Below are 23,413 nucleotides of genomic sequence, written 5' to 3' on the forward strand. Positions count from 1 at the left end.
GCCTTCATTCACTGTATCCCGAGGTCGTCACGGTGCAAGGCGTCAAACGCAAACTGGTCTACGTGACCTTCTATGAACTCATTGGCTTGTGCATGTCCACGCTGGGCCTGGCCTACCTGTCCGAAACCCCGGCCTCGCACACCGGGCCACTGGCGGTGATGATCACCACCATCGCCATGCTCTGGAACCTGGTCTACAACAGCCTGTTCGAGCGCTGGGAAAGCCGCCAGGCCAAGCGCGGTCGCAGCGTGGCGCGGCGTGTGGCGCACGCGGTGGGCTTCCAGCTGACGCTGGTGCTGTACCTGATTCCGCTGATTGCCTGGTGGCTGGACATGAGCCTGGTCGAGGCGTTCGTGGTGGACCTGGCGTTCATCGTGCTGGTGCCGGTCTACACCTTCGTCTACAACTGGGCGTTCGACCGCATCTTCGGCCTGCCGACCTCGGCCATGGCCGTGGCCTGAGGCGTCAGGGCCGGCCTGCGCCCGACAGCAGGCCATCCTCGACCTGCCCCGACAGGTAGTACACCCCCGAGAGGGCGCCACTCTGGCGGTTCTCCATGAGCTCGCGCCATTCCTCGTTCAGCGCCACGTTGAGGATCACTCGCAGTTGCTCGACCATCTGTGGATGATCGCGATCGTGGGTCATCATGCCGAAACCGGCCACCGCCACCGAGATCATCGCCCCGGCGGCCTTGCCTACTGCCGCCGCCACCGCGCTGGCGATGCCGCGCGGGGCGAGGGTGGCGCCGAGTTTTTCGCTGGCCCGGGTGGCCACCGACGACAGCCCCACCTCGGTTTGCCCGGGTGCCTTGGCGGCCTGGTCGTGCAGGTGCTGGCGCAGCGCCTGCCAGGCGGGCTGCTGGTCCAGTGACTGGGCGCGCAGCAGTTGGTAGAGCGTCGCGTCCCTGGCCGCAGGTGGGCCCAGGGCGATGGCTGCAAGGTGATTCAGGCGTTGGCTGACCTGATCAGGCGGGGCGTTGTAGCGCTGGATGATCGTCGGCAACTGCTGGGCGAACAGTTGCAGGTACAGCTCGCTGGCACGGTCGCGGATGCCTTCGGGGTTGATCTGCTCGGCGACCGGTTCGATCACCCGCTCGTGGTACTGCTCCTGCAGGTAGAGCGCCAAACGTTTTTCGGGCGGGTCGCTGCCGTTGCCGCTGTTCATCTTGAACCAGGCAACCTTGAGGGTCAGCCATTGCTGGGTCCAGTAGCCGGTGAACCAGGGGATGAAGTCGCTTTCGGTACGTTGCTGCACCTGTTCGCGCCAGACCCTCATCGAGCGACGGGCATAGTCGCTGGCCGAGCCGGTGGCGGCAACCGAGGCGCCAATCAGGTCCTGGTCGATCTGTTGCCAGAGGGCGGGGGTGAGCGTGGCCGGGGGCGGGGCTGGTGGGGAGCGTTTGCCGGCGCAGCCAGCCAGGGTCAGCAGCAGGCACAGCAGCAACAGGGGGATGCGCGGGTTCACGCTGGTAGCCTCCCTGGGTAGAGGCTGGATGAGGTCTTCTGATTATAGAAGCGGGAAGGGCCGCAGAGCGGCCCCCTTTTGCAGTTCGAAAGCCATGTTCAGCCCTCGCGTTTCAGATGCAGCAGCGGATACGGATCGCCCTGCCCATCGACTTCGCTGCGTCCGGTCTGGACGAAGCCCTGGTTGAGGTAGAAGCCCACGGCCTGCGGGTTCTGTTCGTTGACATCGACCTCGCGCACGCCCATTTCGGCGACGACCTGGGCCAACAGGGCCTTGCCGATGCCCTGGCCGCGGTAGGTCGGGTCGACGAAAAGCATCTCTAACTTGCCCTCGTGTACCCCGGCAAAGCCACGGATCCGGCCCTGTTGATCGTACTCGGCGCGCAGTTGGACGAAGCCCAGGTACTGGTCGCGCACCAGCGGGCGCAAGCGTTCGATGTAGCCTTCGGTAAGAAAATCGTGCGTCGCCCGCACCGACGCTTCCCACAGTTCGGTCAGGCGCTCGAACTGTTCTGCGCCGACTGGCGCGATGGTGTGTTGCATAAGGCCTCCTGGCGTGTGATTTGCCGGGCGCATGGTAAGGCGCCCGGCAAGCCTTGGCCAGCGAGGCCTCAGCTTGGCCAGCAGGACTGGCGGATCACGCTGCAGAAGTTGCCGGGATGAAAGCCCGGTTCCTTGTCGGCGATGACATCGCCCTTGACGTTGCCGAAGGTGGTCTGCGGCTTGTGGCGGATGCCATCGTAGAAGGCCTGGATGATCGCTTCCTTGAACTGCTCGCCACGGGGATGGGCCTGGACTACGGCGTCGCGCTCGGCGGTGCTCAGCCCTTCATGGTGCAGGCCAAGGACGTCGGTTTCGACGCCGGCGGTAACCAGCGCGATCAGCGGGTGCATGAACTCGGGAATACCCGGTGTGGTGTGCAGGGCGATGGCGGTCCAGACCCGCTCGATGTCGCGTTCGGCGATGCCGTGGCCCTTGAGGAAGTCGCGGGCGGCGTTGGCGCCGTCGACCTCGAAGCGGCAGCAGTCGCTGCTGTGCTGATGGGTCAGGCCCATGTCGTGGAACATGCAGCCGCAGTACAGCAGTTCGCTGTCGAACTTCAGGCCCAGGCGCTTGCCGGCCAGGGCGGCGAAGTAGAACACCCGGCTGGAATGGTGGAACAGCAATGGCGAGGCGGTGTCGCGGACCAGTTCGGTGATCTCGCGGGCCATGGCGCTGTCGGGTACCTGGATACCGGCGATGGAGGTGGACATGGGTGACTCCTTGGGGGGGTTGGTGGTGGAGTCAGTGTGGCGGTGAGGGGGTATGTCCTCAATTGACGTTATGCGCCAGATCCTGCCATTGTCGGTTTGCGACGGACATGGCCTGCGCGGTGGGCAGGCTGGGGTCTTATGCTGTCGCTGTCAGCCTTTTCGCGCTCCTACAGGATCTCCAGATGCCCTCACTGACCCTCGCCATCCTGGCCATGCCCGGTGTCCAGTTGCTCGACGCCAGCGGCCCGCTCGATGTCTTCGCCGAGGCCAACCGCCAGGCCGGTCGCGAGGTCTATCGCCTGCGCCTGCTGGCCTGCGAGCCCGGCCCGCTGGTCAGTTCGTCCGGCGCGCGCCTGCTGCCCGATGGCTGGATCGGCGACACCATTGAGCCCATCGACACCCTGCTGATCGCCGGTACGCCACAGGCGGCCAGCCAGCACCTGCGCAGCGGCATCCTCGACTGGTTGCGTGGGCGTGCCGCCAGTTGCCGGCGCTACGGATCGGTCTGCACCGGGGCCTTCGCCCTGGCTGCTGCCGGCCTGCTCGATGGCCGACGCATCACCACGCACTGGGCGGTCGCCGAGGCCTTGGCCGAGCGCTATCCCGAGGTGCAGGTGGAGGCCGATGCGATCCAGGTCCATGACGGCAAGGTGCGCACTGCGGCGGGTGTGACGTCCGGGCTGGACCTGGCGTTGAGCCTGGTGGAGGAAGACCTGGGGCGAGAACTCGCCAAGCAGGTGGCAGGGCAGTTGGTGATGTACTTCAAGCGTCCGGGTGGGCAATTGCAGTTCAGTCGCCAGGGTGGCTCTTCGCCGGTCGGTCGCTCGGTGCTTCAGGGGTTGCAGCGCTATGTGGCGGCCAATCCGGCCGAGGATCACAGCATCGCCAGCCTGGCGCAGCGGGCGGGCCTCAGCCCGCGGCACTTCGCCCGGCTGTTCCAGGCCGATGTCGGCATGACCCCTGCGGCCTGGGTGGAACTGGCACGGGTCAATGCCGCGCGCGAACGCCTTGAGGGCGGACGCGAGCCGCCCAAGCAGGTGGCGGCCTTGTGTGGCTTCGCCAATGTCGACACCCTGCGCCGCGCTTTCGTGCGGCATGTCGGAGTTACCCCGGCGGACTACCGCAAACGTTACGCGCGCACGCTCTGATCGAGGTCGAGCTTGGCTTCGAGGCGGTCCAGGTGCTGGTGCATCAGCTCAAGCGCCGCGGTGCTGTCGCCGTCTTCCACCGCGTCGATGATTGCCGCGTGCTCTTCCCAGGCGCAGTGCTCGCAGCAGGGCGACTCGTAGCGGGCGATGATCAGCGAGGTCATCGGCACCAGGCCGTTGAGAAAGCGCGCCAGCGGCGCGTTGTTGGCCATCTGCGCAAGCTTGAGGTGGAATTCGCCGCCCAGGCGGATGGCCGTGCAGCGCTCGCCACGCTCGTAGTGCAGGCGTTCGCGCTCCACCAATTGGCGCAGTTGACGGATCTGCCCCGGGCGCGCGCGCTGGGTGGCCAGGCCGATCAGCGTGGTTTCGGCCAGGCGCCGGGCACTGAGCACCTGGCGCGCCTGCTGTGGATCGGGTGCGGCCAGGTGTGCGGTGTGGCTGGGGCGCTGCACCACCACCTGCTGGTCGGCCAGACGCCCGAGCACCCGGCGGATCACGGTGCGGCTGACGCCGAAAGCATTGCCCAGCGCCTGCTCGGGCAGGGCGCTGCCAGGGGGCAGGCGCTGTTCGAGGATGGCGTCGAACAGGCGTGGGTAGATCTGTTCGGCGCCCAGGCGGCCTTCGCCGGTCTTGATCAGCTGGGGCAGGCGCGGGTCGGCGTGGGCGAAGGCGGTCATGGTCGCTCTCCTGACGTCAAAGATGCGGGTCCGGTTGGTCGTCCGGGATGTTCAGTTCGATGCCCATGCGCTGGCCTTCGGCGAGGATGTGCCGGCGCATCTGGGCGCTGGCCTGGGCGCTGTTGCGTGCACGGATGGCGCGCACCACGGCCTCGTTCTCTTCGAGCCGTGCGGCCAGGTGTTCGGGGGAGTCGCGCAGCATCGCCGCGCTCTGCTTGAGCGCGTTGCTGGTCTGCTGCACCACGCTCTGGAAGATCGGGTTGGTGGTCAGCGCGAACAGCGCTTCGTGGAAGGCGATGTAGGCGGCCACGCCTGCCTCGCTGTCGTTGGCGTCAACGGCTTCGCGCAGGTCCATCAGGGTCAGGCGCAACTGGCCGATGTCCTGGTTGCCCGCCGATTGCGCGACCAGCCCGGCGATGAAGGGCTCGAGGGTGTAGCGCAGCTCCAGCACATCGGCCAGGCTGGCGGCGCCGACACCCTCGGTGCCTGGTGTCAGGGCGGCGTCGGCCTCCAGCACCAGCACACCTTTGCCGGGCATCGAGCGTACCAGCCCGAGGGTTTCCAGAACGGTCACCGCTTCGCGCAGGCTGGGGCGGCTGATGCCCAGTTGTTCGGCCAGCTCGCGCTGGCCGGGCAGCATTTCGCCGCTGCGCCACTGGCCGCGGGCCAGGGCCTTGCGCAGCTTTTCCACCACGGAGTTGACGACGGTCGATGAGCTGATCACGGTTCGCTCCCTGATTGAAACCTGAGTCTTGTCGCCTGTGGGCCGGCGCTGAACGTCGGCCCTGGCACGGTCAGAATTCCTGCTGATGGGCCTGGCCCTGCTTGCGCGCTACCGGTTCGAAGCCAGGCTTGCCGGCCAGCACGTTGTTGGCGCGCTCCATGTCGATATCCTTCTCCCAGCGGGCGATGGCCACGGTGGCGACACAGTTGCCGATCAGGTTGGTCAGTGCCCGGCCGATGCCCATGAACCAGTCCACGGCCAGCACCAGCACCAGGCCGACCACCGGGATCGCCGGAACCGCGGTCAGGGTGGCGGCCAGGATCACCAGCGCCGAGCCCGGGATGCCGTGGGCGCCCTTGGAGGTGACCAGCGACACCAGCAGGATGGTCAGCAGGTCGGTCATGGCCAGTGGCGTGCCGGTGGCGTTGGCGATGAACACGATGGCCAGGGTGAGGTAGATCGAGAAACCGTCCAGGTTGAACGAATAGCCGGTCGGAATCACCAGCCCCACGGTGGAACTGCCGATCCCCAGGTGTTCGAGCTTGCGCATCACCTGTGGCAGTACGGCGTCGGAGGAGGCGGTGCCGAGGACGATGGTCAGTTCCTCGCGCAGGTACTTGATGAACGGGATCAATTTCAGCCCCGACACCCGCATCACCGTGCCCAGGATCAGCAGCACGAAGCCTGCACAGGTGATGTAGAACAGCGCCACCAGCCCGCCCAGGTGCTGCAGCGACTCCAGGCCGTACTTGCTGGTGGTGAAGGCGATGGCGCCGAACACGCCGATCGGCGCCAGGCGCACGATCATGCCCATGATGCGGAAGATCACATGGCTCAGTTCGTTGATCAGGCGCGAGATGCCCGAGGCCGACTCGCCGACCAGGTTCAGCGCACTGCCGAACAGCACGGCGAACAGCAGGACCTGGAGGATGTTGTTGTCGGCGAAGGCACCGATCACCGAGGTCGGGATCAGATCCATGAAGAACGCCGTGGCGCCGTGGATGTGCGCACCGCGATCGGCCAGGGCACCGGCGTCGGCGCTGGAGAGCTGGTCGAGGTGGATGTTGGCACCTTGGCCGATGCCGGTAGAGAAGGCCAGCACCAGGCCGATGATCAGGGCGATGGTGGTGAGGATTTCGAAGTAGATCACCGACTTCAGGCCAATGCGCCCGACCTTCTTCAGGTCGCCCGCGCCGGAGATGCCACTGACCACCACGCAGAACACGATGATGCCGATGAGCATCTTGATCAGCTTGATGAAGCCGTCACCGAGGGGTTTGAGCTGCAGGGATACTTCAGGAAAGCTGAGACCGCAGATAACGCCCAGGGCAAGGCCCAGGACAACTTGGAGGAAGATCGAACGCGAGCACCATTTGAGCATGGGAGGGATCTCTGATTCGGTGTCCCTGCTTCGATGCACGCCAGGGGCTGGCGGGCGAAAGAGCGCAGGACTTAATTATTGTGGTCTTACCGGTTTGTCCAGTGCGGGGTAAATGTAAGCGCGAATTTCGGCGCTTGGCAAGGCTTTTTGGACTTACCGGTCTGACCAGTTGGCGATCAGTCGAGCTCGGAGGCTCTGGTGTGCCGGTTAGCGCAGGGAAGGGGTGTGAAGCGCGGGTGGGTGAGGTGAAGGGGGCGCCAGGCGGCCCCCAAGGATGTTTCAGGCTTGTGGTGCGAGGCTCTTGACCGCCGCCAGCTCCGGGTGGGCGACCAGCTTGTCGATGTGCAGTTCGTCGTCGTTCATCCAGGCCTCGGTCAGCACCCGGTAGTGCTCCATGTCGCGGCAGCGCATGCGCAGGCTGTAGTCGAAATGGCCGCTGATCAGCTGGCATTCAAAGACCTGCGGGCAGGCCCGCACGGTGGCCTCGAAGGCACGCTGGGCGGAACGCCCGCTCTGGTTGGACAAGGCCACCAGCACCAACAGCGACAGGCCGGGCGACACCTGCTGCAGGTCGATGATCGCACCGTAGCCGCGGATCACACCTCGTCGCTCCAGCTTGCGCACCCGCTCAAGACAAGGCCTGGGCGTCAGGTGCACGAGGGTCGAGAGCTTCTCGTAGGTGATCCTGCCGTGGTGGCGCAGCACATCGATGATCGCTTCATCGATGCGGTCCAGCGGCGGGTTGGCAGGGGAACGGGTGGCCTTGCTATCCATACGGCGTGACTTCACTTCAAGCGGTTTGAGAGAAACTGTTGCAGGCGTGGGCTCTGCGGGTGGTCGAGGATGTCGGCACTGCCGTGTTCCTCCACCAGTCCCTGGTGCAGGAACAGCACCTGGCTGGACACCTGACGGGCAAAGCCCATCTCGTGGGTGACCATGAGCATGGTACGTCCTTCCTCGGCGAGCGTCTGTATCACCTTGAGCACCTCGCCGACCAGCTCGGGGTCGAGCGCCGAGGTCGGTTCGTCGAACAGGATGATCTCCGGTTCCATGGCCAGTGCGCGGGCGATCGCCACCCGCTGCTGCTGGCCGCCGGAGAGGAAGGCAGGGTACTGCTCGGCGGCGCGCGCGGGCAGGCCGACCTTGTCCAGGTAGGTGCGTGCCCGTGCCTGGGCTTCGGCGGCACTGATGCCCAGCACCTTGCGCGGTGCCAGGCAAATGTTTTCCAGCACGGTCAGGTGGCTCCACAGGTTGAAATGCTGGAACACCATCGCCAGGCGCGTGCGCAGGTTCTGCAGTTGCGCAGGTGGCGGCGTGCGGGTGCCGGGGCGGATCTGCAGGGTCTGGCCGTCGAGGGTGATGCTGCCGGCATCGGGCTGTTCGAGGAAGTTGATGCAGCGCAGGAAGGTGCTCTTGCCCGAGCCACTGGCGCCGATCAGGCTGATCACGTCGCCCTTGCGGGCCTGCAGCGATACGCCCTTGAGCACCTGGTGCTCGCCGTAGTGCTTGTGCAGGGCGTCGACGCTGAGCTTGATCGCGCTCGCATGGGCCTGGGTGGAGGGCGCGTGTTCGAAGTTCAAAGGCAGTGCGGTGGCGGTCATGGGATCAGCCTCGTACGGGATCAAGGAAGCGCATCCAGCGGCGCTCGGCGAGTCGGAACAGGCCGACCAGGGCGAAGGACAGCAACATGTACAGCAGCGCGGCCACACCGAAGGCCTGGAAGGTCAGGAAGGTCGCAGCGTTGGCATCGCGCGCCACCTTGAGGATGTCGGCGACGGTGGCGGTGAAGGCCAGCGAGGTGGCATGCAGCATGAGGATCAGCTCGTTGCTGTAGGCCGGCAGCGAGCGGCGCAGGGCCGCGGGCAGTACCAGGAAAAGGTTCAGCTTCCAGCCGCGCAAGCCATAGGCCTGGGCCGCCTCCAGCTCACCGGCAGGCAGGTTGCGAATCGCCCCGGCGAAGATCTCCACGGTGTAGGCGCAGGTGTTGAGCACGAACGCCAGCAGGGTGCAGTTGAGTGCGTTGCGCAAGAACTGGTCGAGTAGCGCGTGTTCGCGCACCACCTCCAGGCTGTAGAGGCCTGTGTAGCAGATCAGCAACTGGATATAGAGCGGTGTGCCGCGGAACACGAAGGTGTACACCTGCACCGGCACGCGCAGCCAGCTGTGGCGCGATACCCGCGCCAGCGCCAGGGGTAGCGAAAGGACGAAACCCAGGACCATGCTTGCCAGGAACAACCACAGCGTCATGGCCAGGCCCGACAGACCACTGCCATCGTTGTACAGATAGGCGATGCCGTATTGCTGAAGGAGTTCGATCATCGTGCCAGTCCCCGCACGCCGGTGTTGTAGCGCCGCTCAAGGTGCTTGAACAGGCGGTTGGAAAGGGTGGTGATCAGCAGGTAGACCAACCCGGCCAGGCACAGGAAGGACAGCATGTCGTTGGTGGTCTTGCCGGCGTTCTGCGCGGCCTTGACCAGGTCGGCCAGGCCGATGATCGACACCAGTGCGGTGGACTTGAGCAACACCAGCCAGTTGTTGCCAAGCCCTGGCAGGGCGAAACGCATCAGTTGCGGGAACAGCACCAGGCGAAAGCGCTGGGCACGGCTCAGGCCGTAGGCGGTGGCTGCCTCCAGTTGGCCGACGGGCACGCTGAGGATGGCGCCGCGGAAGTTCTCGGTGAAGTAGGCGCCGTAGATGAAGCCCAGGGTCAGCACGCCGGCGCCGAAGGGGTCGATTTCAACGTAGTCCCAACCCAGTGCTTCGGTGAGGTCGTTGAGCCAGATCTGCATGCTGTAGAACAACAGCAGGATCAGCACCAGGTCCGGGACGCTGCGGATCAGTGTGGTGTAGAGGGTGGCCGGGATACGCAGCAGCTTGGAGTGCGACAGCTTGGCGCTGGCGCCGACCAGGCCGAGCAGCAGGCTGAGCAGCAACGACAGGAATGCCAGCTTCAGGGTCATCCAGGTGCCTTGGGCCAGCAACGGGCCGAAGCCTTGCAGAGAAAGCAAGTCGTTCATGAGAGGGTCTCGTGCGACGGGATGGCTTGGGGATCGACGATGTCGGCAGCTGGCTGCGTCGCGGGCAGGTCGGGGCCAGCGCCGGCAGCGACGATCACTCGTTGTAGATGTCCAGGTCGCCCACGTACCTCTTCTGGATTTCGGCATAGGTGCCATCGGCGTGGATCGCCGCGATGCCCTTGTCGAGCAGCGCCTTGAGCTCCGGGTCGGTCTTGCGCAGGCCCATGGCAATGTCCAGTGGCAGGCTTGGGTCCTTGATCGCCGGGCCGCTCTTGAAGTCGGCGCCTTCGGGTTTGGAGAGGAAGTTCAGTTGCGCCTCGAGGCGGTCGGTCACGGTGGCGTCGAGGCGGCCGTTCTGCAGGTCGGCATAGTTCTGGTCCTGGGACTGGTAGGCCCTGACCTGCACGCCCAGCGGGGTCAGCACGGCGCGGGCATAGGCTTCCTGCAGCGAGCCCTGCAGTACGCCGACCTGCTTGCCCTTGAGCGATTCGGGGGTATCACCGAAGTCGGCGGACGCGCGCACCACCACCGAGGTGGGGCTGAGGAACAGGCGGTCGGTGAAGTCGATCTGCCTCAGGCGCGCTGGGGTGACGGCCATCGACGACATGATGGCGTCGAACTTGCGCGCACGTAGCGCCGGGATCATGCCGTCGAATTCGTTATGCACCCAGGTGCACTTGACCTGCAGCTTGGCGCAGATGGCGTTGCCCAGCTCGATGTCGAAGCCTTGCAGGCTGCCATCGGCGGCGACGGATTCGAAGGGTGGGTATTCGGGGAAGACGCCGAAGCGGATTTCGGTCCATTCCTTGGCCTGGACGGCAGTGGCACACAGCGAGAACAGCAGGACGCCGAAGCGTTTTCGCATGGAGAGCATAGGTGTGGTCCCTGGGTGTTGTTATTGGTTGTAGGGCGGTGTAGTGCGTAGGTCTGTCCGTGACTCGGGAGTCGGGCTCAGGATGCGCGAGGCAGAGGGTTTTTTTGTGTCGTTTGTACAGGTGCAGGGGACCGGATTCGGTCGTTAACGGCGGGGTGGCGGCGGAATCGGCTGTCATGACATCGATTTACAGATGTGCGACAGCGTTTTTGGTGTGTGAGCCCGGGAATACAGCGGGTGCGATAGCGGTCGATGCTACTCCAGGGTGCGTCCGGCCCGCCAATAGCCCATCAGCGTCAGGCTGTCGCGCGCCAGGCCACGCTCCTTGATCAGGTAGCGACGGATCTCCATCACCGTCGCCGACTCCCCGGCGATCCAGGCATGAAAGGCCGCGGCCTTGTCGCTGGCCAGTTCCCAGAGGATGCGCTGGTCGATGTCGACCTCCTCGAGTTCGGCGTTGCGGGTCGCTGTCGGGTTCGGCAGCGTGGCCAGTTCGCGCACCGCGTGCAGCATGCCTTGGCCGTGATCGCAGGCCAGCACGTCGCGGGGCAGCCAGTGCACCCGGGTGGCCGGGCCGTGGCGCAGGTCAAGGCAGTCCAGCTCCAGGGGAACCTCGATGAAGGCTTCGACCGCCAGGTGCGGGCGGGTGTCGGCCAACTGTTCGAGCGCCCCGGCAATCGCCGGCAGTGCGGTCTCGTCGCCCACCAGCAGAATCTGCCGTGCCTCGCTTGGGGGCTTCCACTCATAACCGCCGGGGTCGCCGTCATAGGCAAGGTTCGGTGCAACCATCTGCAGCCGATCACCGGGGCGCGCATGGGTCGCCCAGGCCGAGGCGGGGCCATTGACCCCATGCAGGACGAAATCCACCTCCACCTCATGCTGCGCGCGCCGCAGGGCGCGCAACGTGTAGGTGCGCATGGGGGGCGTCTGCGCCGCCGGGAGGTCGCGCCGTGCCTGCTGCCATTTCTCGTGCAGGGGGAGTCGTGGTGGCTGGCCGTCGGGGGAGGGGAAGAACAGCTTGATGCGCTGGTCCGGCGCCAGGGTGGTCATTTGCCCGATGTCTTCGCCGGTGAAGACGAAACGACACAGCGAAGGGCTCAGGGGCACGATGGTCTTGAGCTCGACATCGAAGATCCGGTAAGCGCTGGCCCGGTTCGGGCGAATCAGGCGCGAGAGGAAGGAGGTCATCGGCAGCCTCTGCTGGCAAGGAGTCTTCTGAAGGAACGAGCGCCAGCCGTGGTGAATTAGCCCCGGTAAATTTTGCCCGCCAGCGTACGTTCTAGCTTGGATAGAAGCCGCAGCATGGCTGGAACGGATAGAGGCGCAATGACCATTTCCCGACGAGGATTCATCGCAGGCCTGGCAGTGGCGGGGGCCGCGGGTACCGCCGCCTACTATGCGCACAAGGAGCTGACCCACGACCCTGAAGACGACATCGTCACCCCGGGTGAGGCCAGCGTCGAGCTTGCCGACCTTGCCGGGCAACTGCTGGCCGATCACTTGCGGGGTGTCTGGGATATCCGTTTCGATGGCGCCGATGGCGGCCTCGAGGGCTTGCCGCGCGAGGGCGTCGAGGTGTTCTTCGACGTCGCCACCAAAGGCCGTGGGCTGCGTGGTTTCGTTGATACCGGCGAGCGCCTGCGAGCTGATGGTCCGGCCGCCTACCGGGTGCTGGGCGATCTGGTCGGAGCCTCGTCTGCCCAGGTGCGCTGGCGCCTGCTCAGTCAGGACGGTGGGCCGAGCTATGAGTGCGTGGCCAGCCTCGACGAGGTGTGGGGCGAGTTCGCCAACGCCGGCAGCGGCACCCTCAGCGGCCGCTTGCAGCGCCTTGATCGGCCCCTTACCTTGCCGGTGGCGGACAGCCGCTTCGTTGCCGTCAAGCGCCTGTTCCCAGAGGCGCGTGAGCGCCTGCCCTATACCCCGGCCATGCAGGCCTGGGTCATCAGCCCCGAGCATCGTTTGTTCCACCAGCTCTGGCATGCGACCCGCGATCAGTGGCACAAGATTCCCGAAGACAAGCGTAATGCGTTGCGCGGCCTGGGCTGGCAGCCAGGGCCGCGCGACCACGAGCGCGACGCCCGTGGGCCGCGCAAGCACCGCAATGGTTCGGGCGTGGACTTTCTGTTCATGCACCGGCACATGCTCGATACCGCACGCGCCCTGCAGGACCTGCCCTCCTGGCAGCGCTTTCCGCTGCCACAGCCCAATGTCGAGTTCGACCGGCAGGGTTTTGCCCGCTATTACGACAACCACGACGGCTGCTGCGTGCCGCCGCCCTGGCAAGCGCCGGGCGACGACGAGTATGGCCAGTGGGTGTCGGCGATCAAGGCCGGGGAGACGTTCTGCAGCAACTTCCAGGTCTGGGAATCGCAATACCAGGATCCGCAGTACCTGTCGAAGCTGAGCCTGGGCACCTTTGGTTCGGAAGTGGAGATGAACCTGCACGACTGGCTGCACATGTGCTGGGCCTCGGTGCCCCGGGACCCGTCCAACAGTGCGCCGGTGCCCTTTGCGCGCGACCCGTCGGATTTCGCCGGGCGCTGGTTCGGCCGTGAGAACGACTTCCTGGGCGATCCGTTTTCTTCCCATGTACACCCGGTGTTCTGGGGGTTCCATGGTTGGATCGACGACCGGATCGAAGACTGGTATCGCGCCCATGAACGCTATCACCCCGGCCAGGTGCGGCGCCTGGAGGTCAATGGCGTGAAGTGGTTCGCGCCGGGTCCTTGGGTGGAAGTCGGCGACCCCTGGCTGGGGCCGGACACTCATGGGTGCAGTACCACACCGGGTATTCGTCCGGGCAAGACAGTGGAGATGGATGTGGAGGTGATGAAGCTTGCGCTGCGTATCACCTTCGGCGAAGAGGACGGCATCGCCGACCTGCTGCGGCGGGTGCCGCGTCGGCCTTGGTACGCGCGTAACCTGTCGATGAAGAACATTCTTTCGTGATTAACGCCGAGTCGTGCTTTTCGCGGGCAAGTCGCAGCGGCGAACCGCCGCTCCCACAGGTCAGGCGCAGCCTTCAGGGTTGGCGGGGATCCTGTGGGAGCGGCGGTTCGCCGCTGCGACTTGCCCGCGAAAAAGACACCCCGCGCTGACGGACTTTCCTCAGAGCCTCCATCCCCCGCCCAGCGCCTTGTACAGCGCCACGCTCCCCTGCAACCTGGCCAGGCGCAACTGCGCCTGCTGGTCTTCGGCCAGGTACAGGGTGCGCTGCGTTTCCAGTACCGTCAGCAGCGTCTCTGCCCCTGATGCATAGCGCTGTTCGGCCAGGCTGAAGGCGATGCGCGCCTGTTCCACTTCCTGATCCTGCCACTGGCGTTGCCGGTCGACGCCGTTGATCGCATTGAGCGCCTTTTCCACGTCGGCGAAGCCCGCGATGATCTGCGCGCGGTAATCCTCCAGCAACTCTTCCTGGCGCGCCTTGGCCTGGTCACGCTCGGCGCTGCGTCGGCCGCGGTCGAAGATGGGGGCGGTGAGGGCGGTGGTGAGGGTGTAGAAGGGGCTGTCGAGCACGTTGGCGAAGGTCCTGGCGCCACTGCCCAGGTCGGCACCGAGCACCACTCGTGGCAGCATGGCGGCCCTGGCTACCTGCACGTCGGCGCTGGCTGCCGCCAGGCGTGCCTCGGCGGCGGCGATGTCCGGGCGGCGACTGAGCAGTGCACTGGGGACGCCGCTGCCGATGCCTGGCCAGTTCAAGGCGCTGATCGACTCCTGGCCGGTATTCAGGCTCTGCACCGGATCACCGAGCAGGGTGGCAAGGGTGACGCGATTGTCCTGCCACTGTTGCTCCAGCAACGGCACCTGGCGCTCCTGGGCGGCGACCAGGCTGCGTTGCTGGGCCAGCTCCAGGCGGGTCGCCGAGCCCGAGCGTTCGCGGGCTTCGACCAGGCGCAGGACATCGTGCGCGTTATCGAGGTTGAGCCGGGCGATACGCAGTTGTTCCTCCAGTGTCAGCCCTTGCAGATAGCTGTCGGCAACGGCGCTGAACAGCGTGAGCTCGACCGTCTGGCGGTCGAAGCGGCTGGCGTCGAGTTTGCGCAATGCACTGTCACGGGCAGCGCGCCGGCCGCCCCAGAAATCGATTTCGTAGCTGGCGCTCAGGCGCGTGGCGAAGGCGGTGCTGGTGCGCTCGCTGCTGGTGGCGTCGAGCTGGTCGTTGCCGTCGCCGCGCAGCAGGCGCTGGCGGCTGCCATCCACCCCCAGTTGCAGTTCGGGTAGCAATGGCGCCCCGGCGATCACGGCGCGGGCCTGTGCCTGGCGCACCCGTGCTGCAGCGGCCGCCAGGTCGTGGCTGTTGCTGCGGGCGCGTTCGATCAGGCGATCCAGTTCGCGGCTGGAGAATGCCTGCCACCATGTGCTGTCCGGCAGCGCCTGGTGGGAGTCGGTGGCGCCTTGCCAGGTGGGCGGTGGCGTGATGTCGGCCTGCGGCGCTGGTGTGCTGTTGCAGGCGGCGAGGCAGAGGCTCAGGGTCAGCAGGCTGATGCGGCTTGGCAATGTCATGGGCTACACGCTGGTAAGGGCTTTGACCGGGTCGAGTCGGGCGGCTTTGCGCGCCGGCATGAAGCCGAACACGACACCGGTGATCACGGCGCAGGCAAAGGCGCCGAGGATGGCAGGCAGGGCGAAGGCCACGGCGATATCGGCCAGCAGCAGGGCGCCTCCGATGGTCAGGGCCAGGGCGATACCGGTCACGCCGCCGACCATCGACAGCATCACCGCCTCGGTGAGGAACTGGCGCAGGATGTCGCGCTGACGAGCACCCGTGGCCATGCGGATACCGATCTCGCGGGTACGTTCACGCACGGTCATGAGCATGATGTTCATCACCCCGATACCGCCGACCAGCAGCGAGATGGCGGCAATCGCGCCGAGCATCAGCGACAGGCTGTTCTGCGTGCGCGCCTCGGCCTGGATCAGCGCTGCGTCGTTGGTCAGGTCGAAATCCTGCTTGCCCTGGTGACGCTTGCGCATCAGGTGGGCGATGGCCGCTTCGGTCTCCGACACTCGGCTTGAGTCGGCGGCGGTGATGATCACGTATTCGGGATCGTGCTTGCCGAACAGGCGCATGGAGGCTGCCGAGTAGGGCACCACGATGCGCTCGTCGCTGTCCTGGTTGCCGGAGCTTGCGCCTTTGGCGGCGAGCACGCCGACGATCTGGAAGGGCACGTTCTCGATCAGCAGGTACTGGCCCAGCGGGTTGCTGCCGGGAGGCAGGAGCTTTTCCTTGACCTTCTGGCCAATCACCGCCACGGCGGCACCGCTGCGCTCGTCGGCGTCGGTGAACAGGCTGCCTTCGACCACCGGCCAGTTGAGGATGTGCGGGAATTCGGTGTTGTTGCCCCCCACGTAGAACGACTGGTTGTTGTTGCCGTGGCGAACCATCAGCTCGCCGCCGATCACCGGCATGATGCGCTGCACCTGGGGCAGGCCGGCGATGGCGGCGACGTCGTCGAGGGAAACAAGGCCCGCCGCTTCGCGGGAGGTGGCGTGCTTGCCGCTCAGATAGAGGATGTTGGAGCCGAAGGCGGCCATCTGCGCCATCACCTGGCGCTTGCTGCCTTCGCCGACGGCGAGCATCACCACCACCGAGGCCACGCCGATGACGATGCCGAGCAGGGTCAGGGCGGTGCGGAAGCGGTTGATCCACATGACCCGCCAGGCCGCCTGCAGCGATTCGACCAGCTCGCCTTTCCAGGCGCCGCGCAGGCTGGCGCCGCGGTCCAGGCGCTGGCGCAGATCATCGGCCTGCAAGCCGGGAGTGGGCGCAGCGGGCGGGCGTTCGGCGGCCGAGTCGCTGATGATCGCACCGTCGCGGATCTCGATGATCCGCCGCGCCCGCGCCGCCACCTCACGGTCGTGGGTGATGAGGATGATCACATGACCTTGGCTGGCCAGTTCGTCCAGCAGGGTCATGACCTCGGCGCCGCTGTGGCTGTCGAGGGCGCCGGTGGGCTCGTCGGCGAGAATGATGTGGCCGCCATTCATCAGGGCGCGGGCGATCGACACCCGTTGCTGCTGGCCTCCGGACAGCTGGTGGGGGCGGTTGCCGGTGCGGCTGGCCAGGCCCAGGCGTTCGAGCAGCGCGGCGGCGCGGGCATGGCGTTCGGTTGCAGGTGTACCGGCGTAGATCGCCGGCATCTCGACGTTCTCCTGGGCCGAGCCTGAGGGTATCAGGTGATAGCCCTGGAACACGAAGCCGAAGGCCTCGCGGCGCAGCCAGGCCAGTTCGTCGCTGTCGAGTTCGGCGACGTCACGGCCAGCGAAGCGATAGCTGCCACGGGAGGGGCGGTCGAGGCAGCCCAGGATATTCATCAGGGTGGATTTGCCGGAGCCGGAGGCACCCACGATGGCGACGAACTCGCCCGGCTGGATGCTCAGGCTGATGCCACGCAGCACCTGGACCTCGGGCGAGTCGATGCCGCCGTAGACCTTGTGGATGTCATCGAGCTCGATCAGCGGTGCGTTCATTCAGCCTCCGCTGGCGCGTGGTGCGCCGATGACCAGTTGCTCGCCTTCACTGAGGCCGTCGAGGATCTGCACCCGCAGGCGATCGCTCAAGCCGGTGCGTACCTGGCGCTGTACGACCTTGCCGTTACGGGTCAGGACCTGTGCCAGGCGCATGCCCTCGGTGGGTGCATCGTCCAGCGCCGCCAGCGGTGCGGTGAGCACCTGGCTGGCCTGGCCTGCGACGAAGAACACCTGGGTGGTCATCTCGGCCATCAGGGCGCCGTCAGGGTTGTCCACGTCCAGCAGTACGGTGTACTGCACCACCTTGCTGCCGGTGGTGCCACTGCTGGCGCTGGCCGGGCTGCCGCCGCCCTGGCTGGTCTGGTCGAGCGGCTTGGGCGGGATCGGCAGGATCTGGCGCACGGTGCTGGTCCAGCGGCGTTTGCCACCGGCCAGTGTCGTGAAGTAGGCCGTCATGCCAGGCTTGACCTGGCCGATGTCGGCCTCCGAAACCTGGGCCCAGACGGTCATCGGCGACAGCCGGGCAATGCGCAGGATCAGCGGGGTCTGCTGCTGGGCGTTGAGGGTCTGGCCCTCGCGTGCGTCCACCGCCACCACGGTGCCGTCCATCGGTGCGTAGATCCGTGTGTAGCCCAGTTCAGCCTCGTCGCTGCGCAGGCTGGCCTGGGCCTGGCGGATCTGCGCCTGGTACATGTCGATGCGTGCCTGGGTCACCTTGAGCTGCGCCTGGGCCTGCTGGACATCCTCCTGACGCGTGGCGCCGGCACTGGCCAGCTCGTGCTGGCGCTGAAACTGCTGCTGGGCCAGCAGGTATTGGGCGCGCTGTTCGGCAAGCTGGGCCTTGAGGTTCTCGATCGAGTAGCGCCCGGCGTCCAGGCGTGCCTGTTGAGTGGAGGGGTCGATCTCCACCAGCAGTTGGCCCTTGCGCACTTCATCGCCAACTTCCACGTGCAGTTTGCGGATCTGCCCGGACGCCTGGGCGCCGACATCCACGTAGCGACGGGGTTGCAGGGTGCCAAGGGCGGTGACGCTGCTTTCGATGTCGCCGCGGGTGACCTGTACGGTGCTGACCGGCAGAGTGCCCAAGGGCAGGGCTTTCCAGGCCAGCAGACTGCCCAGCGCGATCAGGCCCAGGCCGCCGAGAACGAGGCGGCGACGGAGTGTGGATGTACGTCTCATGCAGACTTCCAGCCAGGGATGAGGGGCGTGTCGCGCCTTTCAGGGCACGCACGGAGGTCACAGTTAGACGAACGCTGGGGAAATGGATTTAGCCGCAGGCGAGGGGTGTGTTGCTGAGAATGGTTGTAATTTGTAAGATGACACGCTGATATCACTGATGCGTATTTTCAATCGCATTGACGTTGCCCAACGGGAGAGGCAAGGGCCGTGGTGGAACATTACTATCGCGAACTGGTGAGTTTCCTCTCCTCGCGTCTGGGCAGCCGGCACGCGGCAGAGGATGTCGCCCATGACGCCTGCCTGCGCCTGCTCGAGCGCGGCGGTCACCCGCCGATCGAGCGACCCCGTTCCTTCCTCTACCGCACGGCGCTGAACCTGGTGATCGACCGGCACCGGCGTCAGACGGTGCGCCAGTCCGAGCCGCTGGAAGTGCTGGACAACGACGAGCGCTGGCATAGCCCGGCACCGCCCCATCTGCTGCACCTCGATGAGCGCCTGGAGCTGGTTCAGCGTGCACTGGACGAGTTGAGCGCACCGTGCCGCGAGAGTTTCCTGCTGCGCAAGCTCGAGTGCCTGTCGCATCCGCAGATCGCCGAGCGCCTCGGGGTTTCGCAGAGCGTGGTGGAAAAGCACATCGTCAATGCCATGAAGCACTGTCGATTGCGCATGCGTCAGTGGGAGCAGTGAAAAGCCCGTGGAACAGGGGTGAAAAATCCCTGTGCAGCGCCTTGATTTATCGTCTGTTCCCGACAACTATCTAGAGAGAGACCCGTCATTGCCCGCACAGGCGCAGCAAGGCCTGGCAGTGTCTCTGACCACCTTGCCGCCAGGGTCCGGACCATGCCGAACAAGTCCATGCGCATCCTCATCGCCGACGAGCATCCCGGCCAGCGCTTGCAACTGGAGCGCATGCTCAATGGCCTGGGCTACTACCGGATCGCCCCGGTGGAAAGCTTCGAAGACCTGCAGCGCCTGGTGCAGAGTGCATTGCACCCGTTCCAGCTATTGGTGGGCAACATCGAGCTGGGCAGCCATGCAGGCGTCGACCTGGCCCGTTTCTGCCGCGTCAGCCCGCAGATCCAGCATGTGCTGCTGTACCACTCCCAGCATCTGAAAGTGCCGAGCATCGCGCAGAGCGAACGCCGGGCGGTCAGTGTCAGCCTGCCCAAGGTGCCCGATAGCGAGGCACTGGAATCGTTCATGGCGATCATCGATACCCCGCAGGTGCTGGGGCAGGTTGCACTGCCGTCCGGGCTTGCCGGCGGCGCGGGCTATTCCTGGCGGCGGATGAACTTCTCGCACAACGCTTTCAGCCGTTCCAGCTGAGACGCATCGGCATTTGCTATCCTCTTGCCCTTTGCCGATCTGTGGAACCCAGAAATGACTGCCATCGATACCGCCCGCGCGCCTCGCTTCAGCCGCGGCGATCACCGTACCCTGGGCTTGGCCGCCCTCGGCGGCGCGCTGGAAATCTACGATTTCATCATCTTCGTGTTCTTCGCCCTGACCCTGAGCCAGCTGTTCTTCCCGCCACAGATGCCGGAATGGCTGCGCCTGCTGCAGAGCTTCGGGATCTTCGTCACCGGTTACCTGGCACGCCCTCTGGGCGGCATCCTCATGGCGCACTTCGCCGACCATCTCGGGCGCAAGCGCGTATTCAGCCTGAGCATCCTGATGATGGCCCTGCCGTGCCTGTTGATCGGGGTGATGCCGACCTACGCCGACATCGGCTACGCCGCGCCTCTGCTGCTGCTGGCCCTGCGCATCCTGCAGGGCGCCGCGGTCGGCGGTGAGGTCCCCAGCGCCTGGACCTTCGTTGCCGAGCACGCGCCTCCGGGGCGTCGCGGCTACGCCCTGGGCTTCCTGCAGGCGGGGCTGACCTTCGGTTACCTGCTTGGAGCGCTGGTCGCCACCTTGCTGGCGCGGCTCTACACCCCGCAGGAAGTTCTCGACTTCGCCTGGCGTTATCCCTTCCTGCTGGGTGGGGTGTTCGGCGTGTTCGGTGTCTGGCTGCGCCGTTGGCTGAGCGAGACGCCGGTGTTTCTTGCCCTGCGTGAGCGCCAGACGCCGCCCGTGGCATTTCCGCTGCGCACTGTTCTCACTGGCCACCGCGCTTCGCTGATCCCGGCTGCGCTGTTGACGTGCGTGCTGACCTCTGCGGTGGTGGTGCTGGTGGTGATCACCCCGACGGTCATGCAGCAGCGTTTCGGGATCGATGCCGGGCATACCTTTGCGCTCAGCAGCGTAGGCATCGTCTTTCTCAATATCGGCTGTGTACTGGCGGGGCTTCTGGTCGATCGCATCGGTGCCTGGCGTGCGGTGATGATCTACAGCCTGTTGCTGCCGCTGGGGATCGGCGTGTTGTACGCCAGCCTGGTGGGGCAGTGGGGCTTGACCTGGGCGGCCTATGCGCTGGCCGGGTTGTCCTGTGGCGTGGTGGGGGTGGTGCCTTCGGTGATGGTCGGGCTGTTCCCGGCACAGATCCGCGTGTCAGGCATCTCCTTCACTTACAACCTGGCCTATGCGCTGTGGGCCAGTACAACGCCCCTGGCGCTGATTGCCCTGATGCCGTGGAGCCCCTGGGTGTGCGTGGGGTTCTGTCTGATCATGGGCGTGGTCGGGGCCTTGACCAGCGTCTTCTACGCCCAGACCACGCCCCTGTGTGCCGAGGAGCGAGCGGTCGGTTGCTGAGTGTGCAGGAGCGGGGCAAGTCGGGGCGCCGAACCGACGCCCCACAAGGAGGGTCAGGACTTGAAGCGTCCGACCAGCCCGTTCAACTCTTCCGATAGCTGCGACAGTCTGCCCGAGTCCGACTGCGCCGAGCTGGCCAGGCCTTCCACCAGCCTTGCCTCGTCGTAGATCTGCTGGATGTGCCGGTTGATCTCTTCGGCCACGCTGTGCTGCTCTTCGGCAGCTGCCGAGATCTGCAGGTTCTGATCGCGGATCTCGTTCACCGACAGCTGGATACCCTCGAAGCTGTCCCGCGCGCGTGCGATCGACGACACGCTGGCCCGCGACAAGTCCAGGCAGCTTTCCATCTTCTGCGACACTTCCTGGGTCTTGTTGCCCAGGGTGTTGAGCAGTTGGTCGATCTCGCCGGTGGAGTCGGCGGTACGCTTGGCCAGGGCCCGTACTTCGTCGGCGACCACGGCGAAACCGCGGCCTTGATCGCCCGCGCGGGCGGCCTCGATCGCTGCGTTCAGTGCCAGCAGGTTGGTCTGCTCGGCGATGGCGCGGATGGTGCCGAGGATCTGGTTGATGTTGCGGCTGCCTTCCTCGAGCTCGACCATCGCCTGCGACGATTCGCTCAGGCGGCTACCCAGGCGATTGACGTTGTCGGTGGTCAGCTCGATCTGCTGCTTGCCCTCGGCGACGCGGTGATGGCCGTTTTCTGCGGCGTCGGCCGCGCTGCTGCAGGAGCGTGCGACTTCGTTGGCGGTGGCGACCATCTCGTTGAAGGCAGTGGACACCAGTTCCACGGCTTCACGCTGGCGCCCTGCGGCTTCGTTCATGTTGCCGGCCAGTTCGCTGTTGGCCCGCGATGCTTCGTGCAGGTTGCCCGAAGCGGCACCGATGCGCTGGATGAGTTGGCGGATCGCCGCGAGGAACTTGTTGAACCAGCCGGCCAGCTCGGCGGTTTCATCCTTGCCCTGGATCACCAGGTCCTGGCGCAGGTCGCCTTCGCCCTGGGCGATCTGCTGCAAGCCGGCGCTGACTTGGCCGATGGGCTTGACGATGACCCGCGAGAACGCGGCTGCAACCAGGGCGAAGACCAGTGCCAGCACCAGTACGATGATGGCGGTGAGGTAGGTCATGTGGGTGGCGGCGCCCATCACTTCGCTGTACTCGATCAGGCCGACGAAGCGCCAGCCCAGGTCAGGCGAGGTCCAGACATTGGCCATGTAGCGCACCCCCTCGATCACCACCTCGGTGGATCCTTGTTCGGTGGCTGCCAGTTGTGCATACGGCTCGCCAAGGTCCTTCAGTTGCTTGAAGCCATGGCTGGCATCGCGTGGATCAACCAGCACGGTGCCGTTCTCGATCAGCATCACATATCCGCTCTTGCCCAGCTTGATGCTCTTGACCAGTTCGGTGAGGTTCTTCAGCGACACGCTGACCACAAACACGCCCTTGGGCTTGCCGCTGGCATCGTTGAGCGTGCGCGCGGTGCCGACCAGGGCGACGTCGTCCTTGTCGTAGTAGTAGGCGGCGGTGCGCACGGTCTTGCCCGGAGTAGCCATGGCGGCCTTGTACCAAGGGCGCGCGCGTGGATCGTAGCTGGCCAATTTCGGGTCATCCGGCCACTTGGCGTAGGTGCCGTCCTCAAGGCCGATGGAGATGATGGCTGCCGCCGGATGGGTAGCGCCATAGCGGGCAAAGGCGTCGATGACCTGCTGGGTGGCTGCAGGCAGGGGGTGGCTGGCCGCGTCGGCGGAGGTGTAATCCTTGAGTGTACTCACTGATGTGTATACAGGATCTGTCGCCATTTGTTCTACGTTTTGTAGCGTGCCATCGAAGAACTGACGCATGTTGCCGTCGATCTGGCGAATTTCACGGGTGCTGCCGTCGAGGAACTGATCCACCGCCTCGGCGCGGATGTTAACCACAGAAATCACGCCGACCAGGGCTACCGGGATGAAAGCCACCAATACGAACGCAAGCACCAGCTTGTTTTTTATCTTCATCGGGACGAACCATTCGTGGGAGTGAAAAGCAGGAGGGCCATTTCGCATGCGTAGTGGCTATCTGCTATTTATCCTGTTTCGGCGCGTCACGGGAAAATCTTTAGTGCATATTTCGTGTACAAAAAAATAAATGATTGTTCTGGTTCTGCGAGGCGGCCCAGGGCGCAGAAACGAAAAACCCGGCGCAAGCGCCGGGTTGTAAGGGATTCATTGGCTTTCAAGCCTTGCGGACTTTCTCCACCCGGCTGTCCTCGAGCTCCTTGCAGGCCTTCTGGATCATCTGCTCGGTGATCGGGACCTCACGGCCCTGGGCATCGATGATCGAGCCACACACCTGGGGCTTCGGGGGCTGGGCGCTTTTTACGGTGTCGCTGCTATGTTGCAAGCTCATTTCCTGTCTCCTCATCAGGTTGCAAGCTCAGGGTAACCACTCGCCGTGACTGACCTGTGACAGCTCCTTCGGCATCACGACAGGCACAGTGCAACAGAAAGTGCGGTAAAGCTCCAGTGACAGGTTAGACCGATAAGCTATAGCCACTGG

General features: G+C 65.4%; 23 protein-coding genes. 6 read left to right on the plus strand and 17 right to left on the minus strand.

Going from position 1 to position 23,413, the window contains the following annotated elements; all coding sequences use genetic code 11:
- Positions 1 to 32 precede the first annotated feature (32 nt).
- Entirely contained in the window at positions 33 to 461 is a 429-nt protein-coding gene (locus AC2CGW_RS15250; protein ID WP_186666685.1) for a PACE efflux transporter, read from the plus strand.
- Between the two features lie 4 nt (positions 462 to 465).
- Here AC2CGW_RS15250 and AC2CGW_RS15255 read toward each other — a convergent pair whose 3' ends face one another.
- The 3 genes from AC2CGW_RS15255 to AC2CGW_RS15265 all read right to left on the minus strand — a co-directional run bounded on the left by AC2CGW_RS15255 (position 466) and on the right by AC2CGW_RS15265 (position 2,716).
- Positions 466 to 1,464: a hypothetical protein gene (locus AC2CGW_RS15255; protein ID WP_411384123.1), complete on the minus strand. Its 999-nt coding sequence runs from the start codon at positions 1,462 to 1,464 to the stop codon at positions 466 to 468.
- 98 nt (positions 1,465 to 1,562) lie between these two features.
- On the minus strand, positions 1,563 to 2,006 hold the full coding sequence (locus AC2CGW_RS15260; RefSeq protein ID WP_426351531.1) for a GNAT family N-acetyltransferase: 444 nt from the start codon (positions 2,004 to 2,006) through the stop codon (positions 1,563 to 1,565).
- Positions 2,007 to 2,074: 68 nt separating this feature from the next.
- Positions 2,075 to 2,716: an HD domain-containing protein gene (locus AC2CGW_RS15265; RefSeq protein ID WP_186669653.1), complete on the minus strand. Its 642-nt coding sequence runs from the start codon at positions 2,714 to 2,716 to the stop codon at positions 2,075 to 2,077.
- Between the two features lie 182 nt (positions 2,717 to 2,898).
- Here AC2CGW_RS15265 and AC2CGW_RS15270 point away from each other — a divergent pair, with 182 nt between their 5' ends.
- Positions 2,899 to 3,864: a GlxA family transcriptional regulator gene (locus AC2CGW_RS15270; protein WP_186719720.1), complete on the plus strand. Its 966-nt coding sequence runs from the start codon at positions 2,899 to 2,901 to the stop codon at positions 3,862 to 3,864.
- Here the strand turns inward: AC2CGW_RS15270 and AC2CGW_RS15275 are convergent.
- From AC2CGW_RS15275 to AC2CGW_RS15315, 9 genes are all read right to left on the minus strand, one after another.
- Positions 3,846 to 4,541 carry a GntR family transcriptional regulator gene (locus tag AC2CGW_RS15275; protein ID WP_186711658.1) on the minus strand — a complete coding sequence of 232 codons (696 nt, stop codon included), beginning with the start codon at positions 4,539 to 4,541 and terminating at the stop codon, positions 3,846 to 3,848. The genes AC2CGW_RS15270 and AC2CGW_RS15275 overlap by 19 nt on opposite strands.
- A 16-nt stretch (positions 4,542 to 4,557) precedes the next feature.
- On the minus strand, positions 4,558 to 5,265 hold the full coding sequence (locus AC2CGW_RS15280; protein ID WP_426351532.1) for a FadR/GntR family transcriptional regulator: 708 nt from the start codon (positions 5,263 to 5,265) through the stop codon (positions 4,558 to 4,560).
- 70 nt (positions 5,266 to 5,335) lie between these two features.
- Positions 5,336 to 6,646: a C4-dicarboxylate transporter DctA gene (locus AC2CGW_RS15285; protein ID WP_186669645.1), complete on the minus strand. Its 1,311-nt coding sequence runs from the start codon at positions 6,644 to 6,646 to the stop codon at positions 5,336 to 5,338.
- A gap of 279 nt (positions 6,647 to 6,925) precedes the next feature.
- Positions 6,926 to 7,420 carry an Lrp/AsnC family transcriptional regulator gene (locus AC2CGW_RS15290; protein WP_186711661.1) on the minus strand — a complete coding sequence of 165 codons (495 nt, stop codon included), beginning with the start codon at positions 7,418 to 7,420 and terminating at the stop codon, positions 6,926 to 6,928.
- 11 nt (positions 7,421 to 7,431) lie between these two features.
- Entirely contained in the window at positions 7,432 to 8,247 is an 816-nt protein-coding gene (locus tag AC2CGW_RS15295) for an ABC transporter ATP-binding protein (RefSeq protein ID WP_238343293.1), read from the minus strand.
- Positions 8,248 to 8,251: 4 nt separating this feature from the next.
- The gene (locus AC2CGW_RS15300; protein ID WP_054892428.1) at positions 8,252 to 8,965 is read right to left on the minus strand and encodes an ABC transporter permease; all 714 of its coding nucleotides are present in this window, start codon (positions 8,963 to 8,965) and stop codon (positions 8,252 to 8,254) included.
- Positions 8,962 to 9,663: an ABC transporter permease gene (locus tag AC2CGW_RS15305; protein ID WP_426351533.1), complete on the minus strand. Its 702-nt coding sequence runs from the start codon at positions 9,661 to 9,663 to the stop codon at positions 8,962 to 8,964. Before AC2CGW_RS15305 ends, AC2CGW_RS15300 begins: the two co-directional genes overlap by 4 nt.
- 94 nt (positions 9,664 to 9,757) lie before the next feature.
- Positions 9,758 to 10,537, minus strand: coding sequence for an ABC transporter substrate-binding protein (locus tag AC2CGW_RS15310; RefSeq protein WP_484574251.1), 780 nt, complete (start codon positions 10,535 to 10,537; stop codon positions 9,758 to 9,760).
- 255 nt (positions 10,538 to 10,792) lie between these two features.
- Complete coding sequence (locus tag AC2CGW_RS15315; protein WP_484574252.1) at positions 10,793 to 11,725, minus strand: siderophore-interacting protein; 933 nt, start codon at positions 11,723 to 11,725, stop codon at positions 10,793 to 10,795.
- A gap of 138 nt (positions 11,726 to 11,863) precedes the next feature.
- Here AC2CGW_RS15315 and pvdP point away from each other — a divergent pair, with 138 nt between their 5' ends.
- The gene (gene pvdP, locus AC2CGW_RS15320) at positions 11,864 to 13,486 is read left to right on the plus strand and encodes a pyoverdine maturation tyrosinase PvdP (RefSeq protein ID WP_484574253.1); all 1,623 of its coding nucleotides are present in this window, start codon (positions 11,864 to 11,866) and stop codon (positions 13,484 to 13,486) included.
- A 159-nt stretch (positions 13,487 to 13,645) separates the two neighbouring features.
- On the opposite strand, the gene AC2CGW_RS15325 is transcribed toward pvdP, so the two are convergent.
- From AC2CGW_RS15325 to AC2CGW_RS15335, 3 genes are read right to left on the minus strand one after another with little or no spacing between them, the layout of a single operon-like run.
- Positions 13,646 to 15,040, minus strand: coding sequence for an efflux transporter outer membrane subunit (locus AC2CGW_RS15325; RefSeq protein WP_186710480.1), 1,395 nt, complete (start codon positions 15,038 to 15,040; stop codon positions 13,646 to 13,648).
- 3 nt (positions 15,041 to 15,043) lie between these two features.
- A complete protein-coding gene (locus AC2CGW_RS15330) occupies positions 15,044 to 17,008 on the minus strand; it encodes a MacB family efflux pump subunit (RefSeq protein WP_186710479.1) in 1,965 nt (654 codons plus the stop codon).
- Positions 17,009 to 18,187: an efflux RND transporter periplasmic adaptor subunit gene (locus AC2CGW_RS15335; protein ID WP_186669636.1), complete on the minus strand. Its 1,179-nt coding sequence runs from the start codon at positions 18,185 to 18,187 to the stop codon at positions 17,009 to 17,011. It abuts the gene before it with no gap.
- Between the two features lie 210 nt (positions 18,188 to 18,397).
- Here AC2CGW_RS15335 and AC2CGW_RS15340 point away from each other — a divergent pair, with 210 nt between their 5' ends.
- From AC2CGW_RS15340 to AC2CGW_RS15350, 3 genes are all read left to right on the plus strand, one after another.
- Positions 18,398 to 18,874, plus strand: a complete 477-nt coding sequence (locus AC2CGW_RS15340; protein WP_484574308.1) for a sigma-70 family RNA polymerase sigma factor — start codon at positions 18,398 to 18,400, stop codon at positions 18,872 to 18,874.
- A gap of 153 nt (positions 18,875 to 19,027) precedes the next feature.
- On the plus strand, positions 19,028 to 19,513 hold the full coding sequence (locus AC2CGW_RS15345; protein WP_186669635.1) for an ANTAR domain-containing protein: 486 nt from the start codon (positions 19,028 to 19,030) through the stop codon (positions 19,511 to 19,513).
- A gap of 54 nt (positions 19,514 to 19,567) precedes the next feature.
- Positions 19,568 to 20,878: an MFS transporter gene (locus AC2CGW_RS15350; RefSeq protein ID WP_484574254.1), complete on the plus strand. Its 1,311-nt coding sequence runs from the start codon at positions 19,568 to 19,570 to the stop codon at positions 20,876 to 20,878.
- 53 nt (positions 20,879 to 20,931) lie between these two features.
- On the opposite strand, the gene AC2CGW_RS15355 is transcribed toward AC2CGW_RS15350, so the two are convergent.
- On the minus strand, positions 20,932 to 22,872 hold the full coding sequence (locus tag AC2CGW_RS15355) for a methyl-accepting chemotaxis protein (RefSeq protein WP_411384133.1): 1,941 nt from the start codon (positions 22,870 to 22,872) through the stop codon (positions 20,932 to 20,934).
- A gap of 217 nt (positions 22,873 to 23,089) precedes the next feature.
- On the minus strand, positions 23,090 to 23,263 hold the full coding sequence (locus AC2CGW_RS15360; RefSeq protein ID WP_484574255.1) for a PA1571 family protein: 174 nt from the start codon (positions 23,261 to 23,263) through the stop codon (positions 23,090 to 23,092).
- Between the last annotated feature and the right edge of the window lie 150 nt (positions 23,264 to 23,413).

Source organism: Pseudomonas sp. SYWMCR5, assembly GCF_057197165.1.

What these genes read in the sequence shown, in the direction of transcription:
- AC2CGW_RS15315 (WP_484574252.1), bottom strand. Translation starts at nt 11,725, where the DNA reads ATGACCTCCTTCCTCTCGCGCCTGATTCGCCCGAACCGGGCCAGCGCT.
- AC2CGW_RS15265 (WP_186669653.1), bottom strand. Translation starts at nt 2,716, where the DNA reads ATGTCCACCTCCATCGCCGGTATCCAGGTACCCGACAGCGCCATGGCC.
- AC2CGW_RS15290 (WP_186711661.1), bottom strand. Translation starts at nt 7,420, where the DNA reads ATGGATAGCAAGGCCACCCGTTCCCCTGCCAACCCGCCGCTGGACCGC.
- AC2CGW_RS15285 (WP_186669645.1), bottom strand. Translation starts at nt 6,646, where the DNA reads ATGCTCAAATGGTGCTCGCGTTCGATCTTCCTCCAAGTTGTCCTGGGC.
- AC2CGW_RS15300 (WP_054892428.1), bottom strand. Translation starts at nt 8,965, where the DNA reads ATGATCGAACTCCTTCAGCAATACGGCATCGCCTATCTGTACAACGAT.
- AC2CGW_RS15270 (WP_186719720.1), top strand. Translation starts at nt 2,899, where the DNA reads ATGCCCTCACTGACCCTCGCCATCCTGGCCATGCCCGGTGTCCAGTTG.
- AC2CGW_RS15355 (WP_411384133.1), bottom strand. Translation starts at nt 22,872, where the DNA reads ATGAAGATAAAAAACAAGCTGGTGCTTGCGTTCGTATTGGTGGCTTTC.
- AC2CGW_RS15295 (WP_238343293.1), bottom strand. Translation starts at nt 8,247, where the DNA reads ATGACCGCCACCGCACTGCCTTTGAACTTCGAACACGCGCCCTCCACC.
- AC2CGW_RS15305 (WP_426351533.1), bottom strand. Translation starts at nt 9,663, where the DNA reads ATGAACGACTTGCTTTCTCTGCAAGGCTTCGGCCCGTTGCTGGCCCAA.
- pvdP (WP_484574253.1), top strand. Translation starts at nt 11,864, where the DNA reads ATGACCATTTCCCGACGAGGATTCATCGCAGGCCTGGCAGTGGCGGGG.
- AC2CGW_RS15310 (WP_484574251.1), bottom strand. Translation starts at nt 10,537, where the DNA reads ATGCTCTCCATGCGAAAACGCTTCGGCGTCCTGCTGTTCTCGCTGTGT.
- AC2CGW_RS15260 (WP_426351531.1), bottom strand. Translation starts at nt 2,006, where the DNA reads ATGCAACACACCATCGCGCCAGTCGGCGCAGAACAGTTCGAGCGCCTG.
- AC2CGW_RS15360 (WP_484574255.1), bottom strand. Translation starts at nt 23,263, where the DNA reads ATGAGCTTGCAACATAGCAGCGACACCGTAAAAAGCGCCCAGCCCCCG.
- AC2CGW_RS15350 (WP_484574254.1), top strand. Translation starts at nt 19,568, where the DNA reads ATGACTGCCATCGATACCGCCCGCGCGCCTCGCTTCAGCCGCGGCGAT.
- AC2CGW_RS15335 (WP_186669636.1), bottom strand. Translation starts at nt 18,187, where the DNA reads ATGAGACGTACATCCACACTCCGTCGCCGCCTCGTTCTCGGCGGCCTG.
- AC2CGW_RS15325 (WP_186710480.1), bottom strand. Translation starts at nt 15,040, where the DNA reads ATGACATTGCCAAGCCGCATCAGCCTGCTGACCCTGAGCCTCTGCCTC.
- AC2CGW_RS15275 (WP_186711658.1), bottom strand. Translation starts at nt 4,541, where the DNA reads ATGACCGCCTTCGCCCACGCCGACCCGCGCCTGCCCCAGCTGATCAAG.
- AC2CGW_RS15330 (WP_186710479.1), bottom strand. Translation starts at nt 17,008, where the DNA reads ATGAACGCACCGCTGATCGAGCTCGATGACATCCACAAGGTCTACGGC.
- AC2CGW_RS15345 (WP_186669635.1), top strand. Translation starts at nt 19,028, where the DNA reads ATGCCGAACAAGTCCATGCGCATCCTCATCGCCGACGAGCATCCCGGC.